This is a genomic window from Paraburkholderia sp. MM5496-R1 (assembly GCF_050436205.1).
Classification (GTDB): domain Bacteria; phylum Pseudomonadota; class Gammaproteobacteria; order Burkholderiales; family Burkholderiaceae; genus Paraburkholderia; species Paraburkholderia tuberum.
In genome coordinates this window covers 1,384,743-1,398,141 of the sequence record NZ_JBNDLT010000001.1, presented here as the reverse complement: position 1 = coordinate 1,398,141, position 13,399 = coordinate 1,384,743, and the positions used below count along the sequence as shown (strand labels likewise).

Sequence of the window (13,399 nt, the reverse complement as noted above, 5' to 3'; positions counted from 1 at the left end):
TCGATTTCCTCTTCAGCCCATCGTGGCCAAGTTCATCACTGCTTCCTGAGATAGCTCGTCGCGCGTCAACTGCCCAGCAATCCGACCCGAGCGCATGACCAGCGCCCGGTCACTGAGCGCCAGCACCTCCGGTAACTCCGAACTGATGAGAAGTACCGCCGCGCCTTGCGATGCGAGCCGGATGATGATTTCGCTGATCTCCGCCTTTGCGCCGACATCGACGCCTTTGGTCGGCTCGTCGAGAATAAGAAGGCGCGGCCCGAGCGCGACGCATCGGCCGATCACGGCTTTTTGCTGGTTGCCGCCTGACAGTGTCGAAATGGGAACGCTTGCGGAGGCCATCTTGATGGAAAGCGAGCGCGCTGCCTCGTTCACAATTTCGGCTTCGCGCGACTCGGAAATCACGCCCCTCGGTGCGATGCGATCGAGCAATGGCATGGTGATGTTGATCCTGACACTGAGTTTTGGCACCAGCGCCTGTTCGCGCCGATCCTCGGGCACCAGCGCGATACCCGCTTTGATCGCCTTCTTCGGATCGCCGGCTGCAACAGGTTTGCCATCAATGGATATGGCTCCTTCGTCATATCGATCGATTCCAGCAATGCAGTTCGCGACCTCGGTGCGGCCTGCACCGACGAGTCCCGCGAGCGTCACGATCTCGCCTGCGCGAACGGTGAACGAGATGTCTTCGAGGACGCCCGCGCGGCTCAGTCCATCCACATGCAGTACGACCTCGCCGGCCTGGCGAGAAGAATACTTCACTTGCTGTACATCGCGTCCCACCATCATCTTGATGACTTTCGCGTGGTCAAGTTCGGACGCAGGGATGCTGCTGACAAACCTGCCATCGCGCAGCACCGTAATACGATCGGAGATGCGAAACACCTCCTCGAGCCAGTGCGAGACGAATACGACGCCAAGTCCCTGCGCTTTCAGGTCATCCACGACCTGAAACAGTCTCTCGATTTCCGGCGGCGAAAGCGACGTGGTCGGCTCGTCCATCACCAGCACTCGCGAATCCTCCGAGATAGCGCGGGCAATCTCGACCAACTGTCCTTCGGCCGGCGTCAATTGGCGCGCCAAAGTCGTGGGCGACAAGTTCGGAACGACCCGTGCCAGGACAGCCTCTGCTCGCGCCATCTGCTCGCGCCTGGAGATAACGCCAAAACGCGATGGCCAGCGCCCCAGCATGATGTTTTCGGCAACCGTCATGTTCGGTACGAGATGGTGATCCTGATGAATGGTGGCCACGCCAGCCGCATGTGCAGCCTGCGGACTTGGAGTCAGCAACTTTCCATCGACACGGATCTCGCCTTCGTCCGGTGCATGAAAGCCCGCCATCATTTTGATCAGCGTGGACTTCCCCGCACCGTTTTCGCCCACCAGCGCATTGACCTCGCCCGCACGGATTTCGAAGTCCACGTTGTCGAGGGCCACGACGCCCGGAAACGATTTGCCGATGCCTTTGGCGACAAGAATCGGTGTGCCTTTGGGGACGTCTCGCTGATAACCTACGGAAGCACTACGAAGGATCGCGTTCATGAGCTTCTTCCGTTACGTTCAATCGCGCCAAGGAATTCCTTGACGTTCTCATAGGCACGCCGCGCGATGGCGTCCGGATTGGAATCGCGCCGATCGTAGCCGATCTCCATTGCGATATATCCGTCGTACTTGATATCGTGCAGCGCTTGCACCACCGAAAGGAAATCCCCTTTGCCCTCGCCTGGCGGAAGCCGGTTCGAGTCGGCAAAATGCACATGGTGAAGATCCTTGCCGAACCGATACACATAGTCGCTCGCAACCTCGTTGCGATACAGCACGTGATACGTGTCGAACATCAGCTTGACGTTCGGCTCGCCGACTTCGCGCATCATCTGCAGCGCATCGTCGCAATCATCGACGAGATTGCTGTCGGCCGAGGTCGGTTCGATGACCAGTGTGATCCCTACGTCTCGTGCCACCGGCGCCAGCGTGCGCAGCGCTTCGCGGCTCCACTCCCATGCCTGGTCACGCGTCGTGCCGTAGATTTGCCAGCCAGCAACGTAGATGACGGTTTTGCCGCCCAGTTCGGCGCACAGTTGGATAACCTTTTTGTATTGATCGATCGCAGCGATCCGTTCTTCGACCATCGGCGAAGAAACGTTGAAGCCCGGGCCGCCGCCGGGCGCGGGCAGCATGCTTGACAGTGCGATGCCGTTCGTCTGAAGCATCTGCCTGATCTCGCGGCGGCGCGCGGTGTCCAGATAGTCGGGATAAGCGTGCGGCGCAGCTGCGCCGATCTCGATGCCGTCGTAACCGACGGCCGCGATCCGCTCGATGGTCTCGCTGAGCGGATACGACGGAACCCACACGGGAAAACTGGAATAAACCCAGGTATTGAATGAAAGCTTCATGATTGTCTCCTTCCGATGTCGAAGTGCTCAGAGCGTTTGACCGAGCGCGAACGCCTCGCCGATCGTGCTTTGAATGAGTCGAGGCGCGACGCAGTCACCCACGCGTTCGATCTGGATGCCGCTGAAATCCGTTGACGCTTTGAGACTCAGATACAGATCCTCACGCGAGCGCCTGCCGATCACCGCGACGACCCAGTCGACACCCTCGATCCATTCCTCGTCACCCGGCAGCAGCAGATACTGGCCCCAACCCACGGCGTCACCCGAACTGAAGACCTTGGCGGTCTGCACACGGCCGGGCGCGATCTCAGACACAAGCGTGCTGGTACGTATGCTGATATGCTTGATTGCGGCGCGTCGATGAAAAAGAGTTCGCGTCCCGCCTTCGAGGTCTTCCCCCACCGCCGAATGTGTCGCGATGATTTCGACATGGCAGCCCCGGTCCGCGAGATATTCCGCTGTACCCGCTGCTTCCCAGTGGCCGTTGTCGTCGATCACCACGACCTTTCCGCTAACGTCCACCTCCCCCGACAACACACGGTCGGAAGACACCACGAAAGGGAGATCAAGACCGGGGATCTCGGGTAGCGTCTGGCGTCCCAAGGCGCGAGCCTGCGCGGCGTTGTCGTCCGACTGATTAGGCAGGTTGGGCTCGGAGCCCGTAGCAATCACGATCACATCGGGCGCCATGTCGAGCAACATTTCCGGAGTGGCTGTCACGCCCGTACGCACATTGACACCTTGATCGGCCGTCACCGCTTCCAGATACGATGTCACTTCGGCGATAGCCGAGTGCTCAGGCTGATTGGCCGCCAGCATGACCTGGCCTCCCAACACTCGCTGGCGCTCGAGCACCGTGACGGTGTGGCCGCGTTTTGCTGCAACCTCTGCGACTTTCAGTCCGGCCGGACCACCACCGACCACGACTACCCGCCGCGGTGAATCGGCCCGCCTGATAAACCGCTCGTTGACTGTTAATTCCCGTCCGGCGCCCGGATTCTGGATGCATCGAATTCCTTTCTCCTGGTTGACCTGATGCAGACATGCATCGTTGCAGGAGATGCACATGCGAACGAGGTCGCCCCGCCCGCGCTGGATCTTGTTGGGCGTCTCCGGATCCGTGATGAGTTGCCGTGCGAAGCCAAGCATGTCGGCTTCGCCGGCACGAATCATGTCAAGGCCTTGCTGCGTGGCGTTGATCCGCCCGAATGCGACGACCGGAAGCCTGGTATTTTTCTTGAGCTCCGAGCACAGCCTGCGAAAATCTCCGGCGGCGACGGCTGCAGGGGGAATCTCCATCCAGTAGCTGGAGAACGAACCGGCATCCGAATTGAAGTAGTCGACGTTCCCCGTCGCCTCGAGCGCATGTGCCATTTGCAGGCCGTACTCGAGGTCATATCCGAATGGCGTGAACTCGTCGAGGCAAAGACGGACCCCGACCGGGAAGTCATCGCCCGCTGCCTGCTTGATAGCCTCAAGCACCTGGATGGACAGACGCATGCGATTTTCGAACGAGCCGCCATATTGGTCGGTGCGTCTATTGAAGAACGGTGATGCGAACGAGCGCAACAAGCCATCATGCGCAATCTTGATTTCGACACCATCGAAGCCTGCTTCTCGTGCGTTGCGCGCGCTAATCGCGAACCCGTCGATCACCGTATGGATATCGTCCTCATCCATCGCCTTGGTGCTGAAGTGGCTGGACGGCTCGGGCATCTGGGTCGGTGCCCACAGGATGTGCGGCGGATGCTCGAGCGACGTGTGGCCTGCGTGGGTGAGCTGACTGAAAATCCTGGCGCCGTGCGCGTGAACGCCGGCCGTGATTTTGCGCAGGTTGGGAATGACCTTCGGATCCCATGCGTGGATGAACCGCCGTGACATCTTGCCGGTGGGATGGATCGCCTGACTCTCCGTGATGATCAGAGCGGCACCGCCGCGCGCGCGTTCTTCGTAGTAGGCCGCGAGGTCATCCGACGCAGACCCGTCGAGATTACCCAATGCGGTGAAGTGCGGCTGGAACACGAAGCGGTTGCGCAATTCGAGCCCGCGAATATCAAGCGGTGCAAATAGCGGTGCGAGCCGTTGAGCATCGGGCGAAACGGTTGGTGAGCTACTCGATTGACCGGTAGATGGTGTGACAACGTTAGACATGACGTACCCCAAGAAGTCGAGCTCCGATGTTTTGCGCGCACCTTGAGCGAGCGGCCTCGGCCAGCGCATCAAGCACTTCCATATTTGCAACCGCGTCACTTGCAGCGAACGGCATGGGCTGCTTGTTCAACAGCGCGGACGCGAAGGCTTCAGCCATCAGCCTGTACTGGTTCACCGGCGCGAACGACTCCTCGCGGCGCTTGCCATCGGCGTCCACTACAACCACCAGCGCATCGGGCGCACGGGTGCCCATTCCAGGCAGAATCGCGCGCGGCACTTCGATCGAGCCTTCCGTGCCGATGACCGTATAGGTTCCCTGCCCGCCGGCGATGAAAGACCAGCTAACCGATGCGGTGCAGCAGCCCGGGAATTCGAGGATGCCGGTACCGGCGACGTCCACATCAAAGCGTGGGTCGACGATCCAGCTCGCTTGTGCTCGTGTGGGCTCGACGCCGAGAATCATCCGGACTACGTTCACCGCATAGCAACCCATATCCAGTAGCGCGCCACCGCCCAGCGCGGGCTGCAGGCGCACGTTGGCCGGGTCCGGCGGATTCATCAGATTCACCGACAAGTGCGCTCGGACCTCACGAACCGCGCCTATCGCGCCATCCGCTATCAGTTCCCGCACTCGCCGATGCTGTGGATGGAATCGATACATGAAGCCTTCCATCAACGGACTGCCGTACCGATCGAACGCGTCAACGATTGCCTGGGCTGATTGTGCCGTCACAGCGAGCGGCTTCTCGCACAACACCGCTTTGCCGGCCTGAGCCGCGCGAATCGCCCATTCGCCATGCAAGCTGTTAGGCAGCGGAAGATAGATAGCGTCGACTTCCGGGTCCGCGAGTAACGCCTCGTAGCTCGGCACGACACGCGGGATGTTCAGCGCCTGTGCGTACTCGCGAGCCTTTGCGACGTCACGGCTCGCAAGCGCAACAACGGTTCCGGTCGTAGAGGTCTGAAGGGCGGGAATCACCTGGGTGCGTCCAATTTCGGCCGCGCCCATCACCCCCCATCGCAGAAGATTAGTCATTGATGTCCTCCGTTAATCGATATCCAGCTGTTCGTGCGGGAAGACTCCAGGACCGCTTCGACGATTTGCGCTGAGCGCAGACCATCATCGAAAGTCGGGAGCCCGTCGCGCTGTTCGCCGCGAATGGTTGCGTAAGTGTCGGCGACAAATGCCTCGAAGCATTGCGCGTATCCCTGTGCATGGCCAGCGGGAAGTGTCGCCAGCCGTCGTTGCTCTGGCGAACCGAGGTTCGGGTCGCGCACGAGCAGCTCAGTTCTCCCGTCGCGCGCAAACCACAGGCGTTCGGGATCCTCCTGATCGAAAACCACGCTCCCATTGGCGCCATCGATCTCGAACCACAAGCGGTTCTTGCGACCAGCAGAGACCTGGCTGACCGTCACGTTGACCAGAACTCCGGATCCAGTCTTGAACGTCGCCGCGGCGACGTCTTCCGTCTTCACTGCAATCGACCCAACCGCATGACCCTCAGCGGTGCCGCAGGACGCAAAAGACTGGCGCTTCTGGTCGGAGCGTTGCGCCACCGTCGTGTCGAACGATGCGACGACCGATGACAGACGCTCGCCTGTCACCCACTCAATGAGGTCGCACCAGTGAGAGCCGATATCGGCAAACGCGCGTGAAGCGCCCCCGATTGCGGCGTCGACTCGCCAGTTTGTATCGTCGGCGCCGAGCAGCCATTCCTGCAGATAGCTGCCGTGGATGAGTTGCAGGCGTCCAAGCGCCGAGGCTCGGGCGCGTGCCTCGCGCACCATGGGATGAAACCGATAGACGAACGGGACCGTGGCGACACATCCCGTGCGACGCGCGGTATCGGCAAGCAGGCGGGCGTCGCTGGCGTTCGTCGCGAGCGGCTTTTCGCAGATCACGTGTTTACCGGCTTCGAGGGCTGCAAGAGCGAGGTCTCGGTGCGACGAATTTGGCGTGCAGACATGCACCACGTCCACGGCCGGATCGGCAATCAGATGATCAAAGGAATCGTAGCCGCGTGCCGCGCCGAAGCGCCTGGCGGCCTCGACTCCGGCGATGGGGCTTGCCGCTGCGACGCCGCGAAGGTGCGCCCCCGCCATGCGCACCGCGCGGGCGTGCACGGCGCCAATCATGCCGGGGCCCGCAATCGCCACTCCTAATTCAATGTTGCTCACACATGTCTCCTGGTGAACGGCCGTTCGTCACCGACGCCGGGCCGCTTTTGTAATCGATTGCATTTTTACGAACTCTATTCGCGAAAGTGGTAGCAGGCAAGAGCATGCTGGTCGGGGTTTACACGCAGCGCACGATCAACCCGAGCGCCGTAGAATTGCAATCGATTACATAGGCGAGCGCGAAAATGTCAATGGATGAGGTTGCTAAAAAGGCCGGTGTATCAACGGCCACGGTGTCGCGGGTGATGAACGGATCTCGCTCGGTGAAGGCGTCTACGCGTGCGCGCGTGGAAGCGATAATCTCTCAGGAAGGCTATACAGCGAACCGACTGGCGAGAAACCTGCGCACAGCGGAAAGCCGCTTGCTGATCACGATGGTCCCGGATTTCAGCAATCCTTTTTACGCAGAGATCGTAAAGGGCATCGACGCGGTCGCACGCCGCCACGGCTATCACTTGCTGCTTTGCGACACGGGTGCGAGCCTCACGGAAGAGCGCACCTATTTCGATATGTTGAGGACCCATCTCGCTGACGGCGCGATCTGTCTCGATCCCGATTCGACTCAGCGGGCGTTGGCGTCCGAAAACAGCCTGTTGCAGTGGGTTGCCTGTTGCGAGTTCGATCCGAAAGGATCAGTGCCTTATGTGGGCATCGACAACGCGAAGGCAGCTCGCGACGCCGTCAAGTATCTGGTGGAACGCGGTCGCCGACGAATCGCGTTCATCAATAGCGATGAGCGCTTCCTGTATGCGAGGCAGCGCAAGGTCGGTTACATGACCGCCCTGTCGGAGGCCGGGCTGACGCCTTATGACGGGGCGATCGTCAAGACCGATGGCCTGACGTTCGACGACGGCAGACGCGTGGCAAAAAGGCTACTTGCCAGCGCCATCAAACCGGACGCCATCTTCGCGGTATCGGACACGCTTGCAATTGGCGCGATGCAGGCAGTGCATGAACTAGGCCTGCGCGTTCCGCAGGACGTTGCTGTTATCGGCTTCGACAATATACCGCTCGCGACGATGGTGCAGCCCGCGCTGACCACCATTGCTCAACCCATGTTCCGGCTGGGAGAGAATGCCGCCAATCTGCTGCTCGAACGGATGCGTGATCCGAGCACACCGGCGCTCGGCACGTTGCTCGACCACGAGCTTGTGATTCGCAACTCAGCCTGATCATCTCATTGGACGACCATGAAAACACTTCTTGGGCCCGGCATCTTTCTGGCGCAGTTCATCGGCAACGACGCACCGTTCGACACGCTGCCGCACCTCGCGCAGTGGGCAGCATCTCTTGGGTTTTGCGGCGTGCAGCTGCCAACTTCGAGCGAGCGGATTTTCGACCTGGCGCTTGCCGCGGAAAGTCAGGCCTATTGTGATGATGTCAAGGGGATACTCGCGAGTCATGGTTGCGTCATTACAGAGCTATCGACTCATCTGCAGGGGCAATTGATCGCCAGCCATCCTGCCTACGACAGGTTGTTCGACGGCTTCGCCCCAGCCGCGGTTCGCGGCGCGCCAGCAGCCCGGACCGAGTGGGCCACCGACCAATTGAGGCTGGCTGCTCGCGCGTCCGGGCGCCTGGGGCTGTCGGCGCACGCAACGTTTTCGGGCGCCTTGGCATGGCCATTCCTGTATCCCTGGCCGCACCGGCCCCACGGTCTCATAGAGGCGGCATTCTCCGAGCTGGCGCACCGTTGGCTGCCGGTGCTCGATGCGTTCGACGACGCGGGCGTCGACGTCTGCTTCGAATTGCACCCGGGAGAGGACCTCTTTGATGGAATCACGTTCGAGCGATTCCTTTCGGCAGTTGGCGGCCATCGAAGGGCAAACATTCTTTACGACCCGAGTCATATGCTGCTTCAGCAGCTCGACTACCTCGAATTCATAGACATCTACCACGAGCGCATCCGGGCATTCCATGTCAAGGACGCCGAGTTTCGACCGACTGGACGGCAAGGTGTTTACGGCGGCTATCAAGGATGGGTTGACCGGGCCGGTCGTTTTCGTTCGCTCGGTGACGGGCAGATCGATTTTCGCACGGTGTTTTCCAAGATGGCGCAATATGATTTTCCGGGCTGGGCGGTTCTTGAATGGGAATGCGCACTGAAGCATCGGGAAGCTGGAGCAAAGGAAGGTGCCGAGTTCATCCGCGAGCACATTATCCCAGTGGCGAACCATTCTTTCGACAACTTCGCCGCTGTGCCTGTCTCGCGCGACGAGTGCGAGAGCATGCTGGGAATATCCGCACGTACCCTAGCAGTGCCAGAGTGGGGTAGCGCGGATCGTTCGTAGGAGGCGGACAAACGGCCGTTCGGCGCGATGCCGCGAGTGGCTTGGTCTTGGCCGCATGTGCCCGACGCGTCAGGCTCATGGCTACCCCTTGCCGTCATTCGCGTCACAAGGGTCGCAATGACCAGTGTCAAAGGTTCAACGGAGAGTCGCCTGCGAACGCCTCGCTGCGGTCCGTTGAACTATGGGCGCCAGATCCGAAACGCGTCGGCGACAAAACAAGGCCCGGGCTCATGGGCAATCGCGCAAAGCAAATGGATCGCGAAGCGTCGACGTGCACCGTCGATACTTTGATGGCCGATCGGCTTGCGCCGCTCGACCCGCCCACGCGTGATCTGCTTTCGTTCGCGGCTTCGATAGGTCATGCGTTTGCTCCCGAGCAGCTTGCGCAACTACTCGACCGTCCGCTTCCTGGCATCCTGTCGTCCATGGTGGAACTCCAGCGTCGCGGGATCCTGGCTGAGGCGACGTCCACGGAATTCGACTTTGCACACGATCTGGTACGGCAGACCGTCTATCGAACGCTTTCGCAGCCGTACAGGCGTGCGATTCATCATCAGATCGCGCGGCAACTGCTGCCCGCAAGCGTGCACGACCCGCAGCTGCATGGAGAAGTCGTTCACCACGCGATGTTGGCGGGCGACTCGCGCATGACGGCGCGAGCATGCGTTGAGGCCAGCCACCACTGTCTTCGCGTTTTTGCGGCCACGGAGGCGCGCGCTGTCGCGGAACGCGGCCTGGCTCACGCCCGTTCATTACCGCACGGAAGCGAACGGGTCCAGCTCGAAATCCAGTTACTCACTGCGCGGCTCGTTGACCGGCGACTCGTCGGCGAGCGGGTTGGTTGCATCGATGACGGTCTTGCCGGCGAGATTCTCCGGCCCCGCAAGCTCGATCACGCTCTCAGCGATGCGGCCGAGCACGGCTAGCACGACGATCTCGCCAAACCGGGCGGCTTCGTCGAACGTCCCGGCCCTGGCTCCGGTTGTATTGCGGACCCAGTCCTGTATCTCCTTCTTGTGCGGATCTCGGGTGCCCAGCATCGTGTCGTGGCCATGCTTGACGAAGCCGGCGCCCAATGCCCGGCCGACGTCACCTCATCCCAATACGCCTACGTTCATCTCATCCTCCTCGGTTGGTCATAGCCAGCCCTACGTCAATACTCAGGCACGCGTGTCATGAGGCACGCTCGCCGCTTTCTCGTGGAGTAACGACAGCCCGATCCTGGTGCCGAACCCGTGTGCGTAAGCCAGTTGCACCAGCAGCATGGCCGCCGGTTCCGCGTAGCGCGCAAGGGCGAGCGGTCCCGCATCGACCGGCTCGGCGTCGATGTCGCCGACCAGTGTTGCGACCACGGCCCGCGCATCGCTGTCATCGCCGCACACGAACACGCCCGCGCGGTTGCCGCCTATCAGCATGCTGGGCGAATGCATCAGCTCCGCAAAAGGCGGAATGGCCTTGACCACCGTCGCCCATGGCACGAGCCTGGCGATCTCTTCGGCGCCCGAGGTGGTTGTCCCGGCGAGCAAGCCGCTCATGTCGGGCTTCAGTGCATTGGTGCAATCCCACAGGATCTTTTTCTGGGGTGCCTTGCCAACCTGCACGAGTGCTTCAGGTGCGGCAGTCCACGGTGTAGCCAACACGACCACGTCGGCGAACTGAACCGCTTCGGCGACTGTGCCAACGCTCGCGCCAAGCCCGGCTGCGGTCGTTCTAAGTTTTTCGATATCGAGGCTGAAGGCCAGCATCACGGAATGTCCTCTGGGGACGAGATGCTTCGTGAGACCGGTTCCCAGGTTACCGGCACCGATGATTCCAATTTTCACGATTGAGTCTCCTTCAACGTTTCATGGTCTGCCAATGGAGCGGGGTGGCGATCCGGCGGCGAGCCGGTGCTGTTCTCACGCAGTGTTGACCCATAGGGTTTTGTACTGCATATAGCTATCGAGCGCCTCCGCGCCTTGCTCGCGTCCGTAGCCGGAGATTTTGTATCCGCCAAAAGGCCCGTTCGGATGGTACTTGTGCCACGTATTGATCCAGACAGTGCCCGCGTTGATGCGGTCCGCCAGGCGAAGCGCCCGGCCCAGATCGCGAGTTTGAATGCCGGACGCGAGTCCATAGGGCGTGTCATTCGCAATGCGTACGGCCTCGTCTTCGCCATCGAATGGAATGACCGGCAGGACCGGCCCAAAGATCTCCTCGCGGCTGACTTTCAGGTCATTAGTGGCGTCAGCAAAGACCGTGGGTTCGATGAACAGGCCGTTGCCGTTGATCTTGCGCGTTCCACCGCCGGCGACCAAACGGGCCGTCGACGCCTTGCCGGCCTCGACGTATTGCTTCACCTTATCGAATTCCGCCCTGGAGGCAATCGGGCCGACCTGGGTTTGCCGCTCAAGCGGGTCGCCCAACACTGCGGCCTGCGCCATTTTGGCCAACTTCTCAACGACCTCGTCGTAGACCGGACGCTCGACTAGGAGCCGTGAGCCCGCGACGCAAACTTCGCCCTTGTTCCAGAAGATCCCCCAGAACGCCGCCTGGACCGCGGTATCCACGTCGGCATCGGCAAAAATGATGTTCGGGGACTTCCCGCCAAGTTCCATCGTCGTGTGCTTCAGCGTGTCCGCCCCGTTGCGAATAATGGTCTGCCCCACGCTCGTGGAGCCAGTAAAGGCGATTTTGTCGACGAGGGGATGTTTCACTAGCGCGTCGCCCAACGATCCCCCCGGTCCGGTGATCAGGTTGTAGACGCCTTCCGGCATGCCGGCGTCGAGTGCCACCTGAGCCAGGGCCAGCGCTGTCAGCGGCGTGTCGGAGGCCGGTTTGTGCACGATCGTGTTGCCGGCAGCCAATGCTGGGGCCACCTTGGAGCAGGTCAGGGCCAAGGGGAAGTTGAATGGCGTGATAGCCGCAACCACGCCGAGCGGTTCTCGGCGGGTCAGAATCCGCGTACACGCTTCGTATGAGGTGCGATAAGCGCCATCCATCGCGAGACCGCCGAAGAAGCGGAACAGTCCTGCGCAGTGCGGCATGACGTTCTCCACGAAGTCGCCGTACGGCATGCCCATATCCATCGCTTCACGCAGCGCGAAATCCTCGGCCCGCTCGTCCAGCAGATCGGCGATCCGGAACAGGATTCTCGCGCGCGCTTCATGATGCATGCGCGGCCAGTCACCCGTTTCGAAGGCCCGACGCGCAGATTCGACCGCTGCGTTGACATCCGCGAGGGTCGCCTTCGCGAAGTCCGCTATCTTCCCCTCGGTGGTGGGATCGAAGGTCGAAAGCGTCGCGCCGTCTGACGCGTCGCGCCACTTCCCGTCGATTAGAAGCTGTCCGCGCGAAAGGCTCTTTCGCTGCGGGGACTGTGCCGATTCGTGGTCCATGGCCGACATCCTGGCGGTTGCAAGACAAGGGTAATTCTCGGCGCGACGACGAGGCTGGTCTATGCTACAGAGCAGGAAAACAGTTGTGAGTTTGGGGAAAAGATGAAGACCGAAAGCGGCGGCTCTCTCGACCTGCTCAGGGCCTTGAAAATGTTCGGGACAGTGTACGAGTCGACCAATTTTTCCGCAGCAGCCCGTCAGCTAGGCGTGACACCTGGCGCCGTAAGCAAACAGATCGGCATGCTCGAGACGTTGCTAGGCTGGCCGGCTGTTCCAACGTACCACCCGCCAGTTGTCTGTCACCGAGGAAGGGCGTCGTCTTTACGCGATGGTGCAGCAGCCGGCACAGCAGATCGAAGACGCGATCGCGGCTTTGTCCTCTGATGACACCCACATCAGCGGGATCGTCAAAGTGTCGTTGCCGATCGCATTCAGCCGCGTCGCTTTGCTACCGTTGTTGAACAGGTTCCAGGAGCGCTTCCCGCAGGTCACGCTCGACCTGCATTTCGAAAACCGTCATGTCGACCTGATTTCGGAAGGGTATGACTGCGCGATCGGACAGCTGCAGGATACGGACTCCAGTGTGGTCGCGCGCGTCCTCGCGCCGTTGACGCTCATCCTGTGTGCGGCACCTTCTTACCTAGAGCAGCATGGTGAGCTGCGTTCCGTCGAGGAACTCGAGCGTCATGAACTCATTTTGCTCCGCTCGCCGAACTCGGGAAGAATTCAGACGTGGCGACTGCAAACGCGGAACAAGGAAGTTGTGTTCCAGCCTCGCTCCCGGCTCGTTGTGACAGACACTGAAGCGTTGGCGGAACTTGCAGTCGCCGGGTGCGGGATCGCTTTGCTCGGCACACACCACGCGCTCCCTCTTATTGCCGCGAGCAAGCTGAAGTGTGTCCTGGCGCGATTTACCGCGCGGCGCAGCGACATCTGCATTTACTACCCGGCAAGGAAGCATCTGCCGCCGCGCGTCACGGCCTTCGTCGAGTTCGTGGTTGGGGAGGTC

13 protein-coding genes and 2 pseudogenes are annotated in these 13,399 nt (G+C 61.0%); 4 read left to right on the top strand and 11 right to left on the bottom strand.

Features of this window, described 5'->3' with window-relative positions:
- Nucleotides 1-12: 12 nt before the first annotated feature.
- From OKW38_RS06730 to OKW38_RS06710, 5 genes are read right to left on the bottom strand one after another with little or no spacing between them, the layout of a single operon-like run.
- Entirely contained in the window at nt 13-1,542 is a 1,530-nt protein-coding gene (locus OKW38_RS06730) for a sugar ABC transporter ATP-binding protein (RefSeq protein ID WP_429360614.1), read from the bottom strand.
- Complete coding sequence (locus tag OKW38_RS06725; RefSeq protein WP_429360612.1) at nt 1,539-2,393, bottom strand: sugar phosphate isomerase/epimerase family protein; 855 nt, start codon at nt 2,391-2,393, stop codon at nt 1,539-1,541. The genes OKW38_RS06730 and OKW38_RS06725 overlap by 4 nt, the downstream gene beginning before the upstream one ends.
- A gap of 27 nt (nt 2,394-2,420) precedes the next feature.
- The gene (locus OKW38_RS06720) at nt 2,421-4,544 is read right to left on the bottom strand and encodes an FAD-dependent oxidoreductase (RefSeq protein WP_429360610.1); all 2,124 of its coding nucleotides are present in this window, start codon (nt 4,542-4,544) and stop codon (nt 2,421-2,423) included.
- On the bottom strand, nt 4,537-5,580 hold the full coding sequence (locus OKW38_RS06715) for a Gfo/Idh/MocA family protein (RefSeq protein WP_429360608.1): 1,044 nt from the start codon (nt 5,578-5,580) through the stop codon (nt 4,537-4,539). Before OKW38_RS06715 ends, OKW38_RS06720 begins: the two co-directional genes overlap by 8 nt.
- Nucleotides 5,577-6,722, bottom strand: a complete 1,146-nt coding sequence (locus OKW38_RS06710) for a Gfo/Idh/MocA family protein (protein WP_429360606.1) — start codon at nt 6,720-6,722, stop codon at nt 5,577-5,579. Before OKW38_RS06710 ends, OKW38_RS06715 begins: the two co-directional genes overlap by 4 nt.
- 191 nt (nt 6,723-6,913) lie before the next feature.
- On the opposite strand from OKW38_RS06710, the gene OKW38_RS06705 reads away from it, so the two are divergent.
- A complete protein-coding gene (locus tag OKW38_RS06705; protein WP_429360604.1) occupies nt 6,914-7,894 on the top strand; it encodes a LacI family DNA-binding transcriptional regulator in 981 nt (326 codons plus the stop codon).
- 18 nt (nt 7,895-7,912) lie between these two features.
- Nucleotides 7,913-9,013 (top strand): sugar phosphate isomerase/epimerase family protein, encoded by a 1,101-nt coding sequence (locus tag OKW38_RS06700; protein WP_429360602.1) that lies wholly within the window; start codon nt 7,913-7,915, stop codon nt 9,011-9,013.
- Nucleotides 9,014-9,192: 179 nt separating this feature from the next.
- On the opposite strand, the gene OKW38_RS06695 is transcribed toward OKW38_RS06700, so the two are convergent.
- From OKW38_RS06695 to OKW38_RS06675, 5 genes and pseudogenes are all read right to left on the bottom strand, one after another.
- Nucleotides 9,193-9,402, bottom strand: coding sequence for a hypothetical protein (locus tag OKW38_RS06695; RefSeq protein ID WP_429360601.1), 210 nt, complete (start codon nt 9,400-9,402; stop codon nt 9,193-9,195).
- Nucleotides 9,403-9,756: a hypothetical protein gene (locus tag OKW38_RS06690; protein ID WP_429360599.1), complete on the bottom strand. Its 354-nt coding sequence runs from the start codon at nt 9,754-9,756 to the stop codon at nt 9,403-9,405.
- A 48-nt stretch (nt 9,757-9,804) separates the two neighbouring features.
- Nucleotides 9,805-10,095: pseudogene (locus OKW38_RS06685) on the bottom strand (NAD(P)-binding domain-containing protein); the annotation flags it as partial.
- Between the two features lie 78 nt (nt 10,096-10,173).
- Complete coding sequence (locus OKW38_RS06680; protein WP_429360597.1) at nt 10,174-10,836, bottom strand: NADPH-dependent F420 reductase; 663 nt, start codon at nt 10,834-10,836, stop codon at nt 10,174-10,176.
- A gap of 75 nt (nt 10,837-10,911) precedes the next feature.
- A complete protein-coding gene (locus OKW38_RS06675) occupies nt 10,912-12,390 on the bottom strand; it encodes an aldehyde dehydrogenase family protein (RefSeq protein ID WP_429360595.1) in 1,479 nt (492 codons plus the stop codon).
- Between the two features lie 102 nt (nt 12,391-12,492).
- Between OKW38_RS06675 and OKW38_RS06670 the strand changes: the two genes are divergently transcribed.
- The gene (locus OKW38_RS06670) at nt 12,493-12,774 is read left to right on the top strand and encodes a helix-turn-helix domain-containing protein (RefSeq protein ID WP_429360593.1); all 282 of its coding nucleotides are present in this window, start codon (nt 12,493-12,495) and stop codon (nt 12,772-12,774) included.
- Here OKW38_RS06670 and OKW38_RS06665 read toward each other — a convergent pair.
- Entirely contained in the window at nt 12,712-12,882 is a 171-nt protein-coding gene (locus tag OKW38_RS06665; RefSeq protein ID WP_429360726.1) for a hypothetical protein, read from the bottom strand. The genes OKW38_RS06670 and OKW38_RS06665 overlap by 63 nt on opposite strands.
- Here OKW38_RS06665 and OKW38_RS06660 point away from each other — a divergent pair.
- Nucleotides 12,803-13,333 (top strand): annotated as a pseudogene (locus OKW38_RS06660) (substrate binding domain-containing protein); the annotation flags it as partial. The gene OKW38_RS06665 and the pseudogene OKW38_RS06660 overlap by 80 nt on opposite strands.
- Between the last annotated feature and the right edge of the window lie 66 nt (nt 13,334-13,399).

Excerpts from the sequence above, each read along its gene's own strand:
- OKW38_RS06730 (WP_429360614.1), bottom strand. The coding sequence starts at position 1,542 with ATGAACGCGATCCTTCGTAGTGCTTCCGTAGGTTATCAGCGAGACGTC.
- OKW38_RS06725 (WP_429360612.1), bottom strand. The coding sequence starts at position 2,393 with ATGAAGCTTTCATTCAATACCTGGGTTTATTCCAGTTTTCCCGTGTGG.
- OKW38_RS06720 (WP_429360610.1), bottom strand. The coding sequence starts at position 4,544 with ATGTCTAACGTTGTCACACCATCTACCGGTCAATCGAGTAGCTCACCA.
- OKW38_RS06715 (WP_429360608.1), bottom strand. The coding sequence starts at position 5,580 with ATGACTAATCTTCTGCGATGGGGGGTGATGGGCGCGGCCGAAATTGGA.
- OKW38_RS06705 (WP_429360604.1), top strand. The coding sequence starts at position 6,914 with ATGGATGAGGTTGCTAAAAAGGCCGGTGTATCAACGGCCACGGTGTCG.
- OKW38_RS06700 (WP_429360602.1), top strand. The coding sequence starts at position 7,913 with ATGAAAACACTTCTTGGGCCCGGCATCTTTCTGGCGCAGTTCATCGGC.
- OKW38_RS06675 (WP_429360595.1), bottom strand. The coding sequence starts at position 12,390 with ATGGACCACGAATCGGCACAGTCCCCGCAGCGAAAGAGCCTTTCGCGC.
- OKW38_RS06670 (WP_429360593.1), top strand. The coding sequence starts at position 12,493 with ATGAAGACCGAAAGCGGCGGCTCTCTCGACCTGCTCAGGGCCTTGAAA.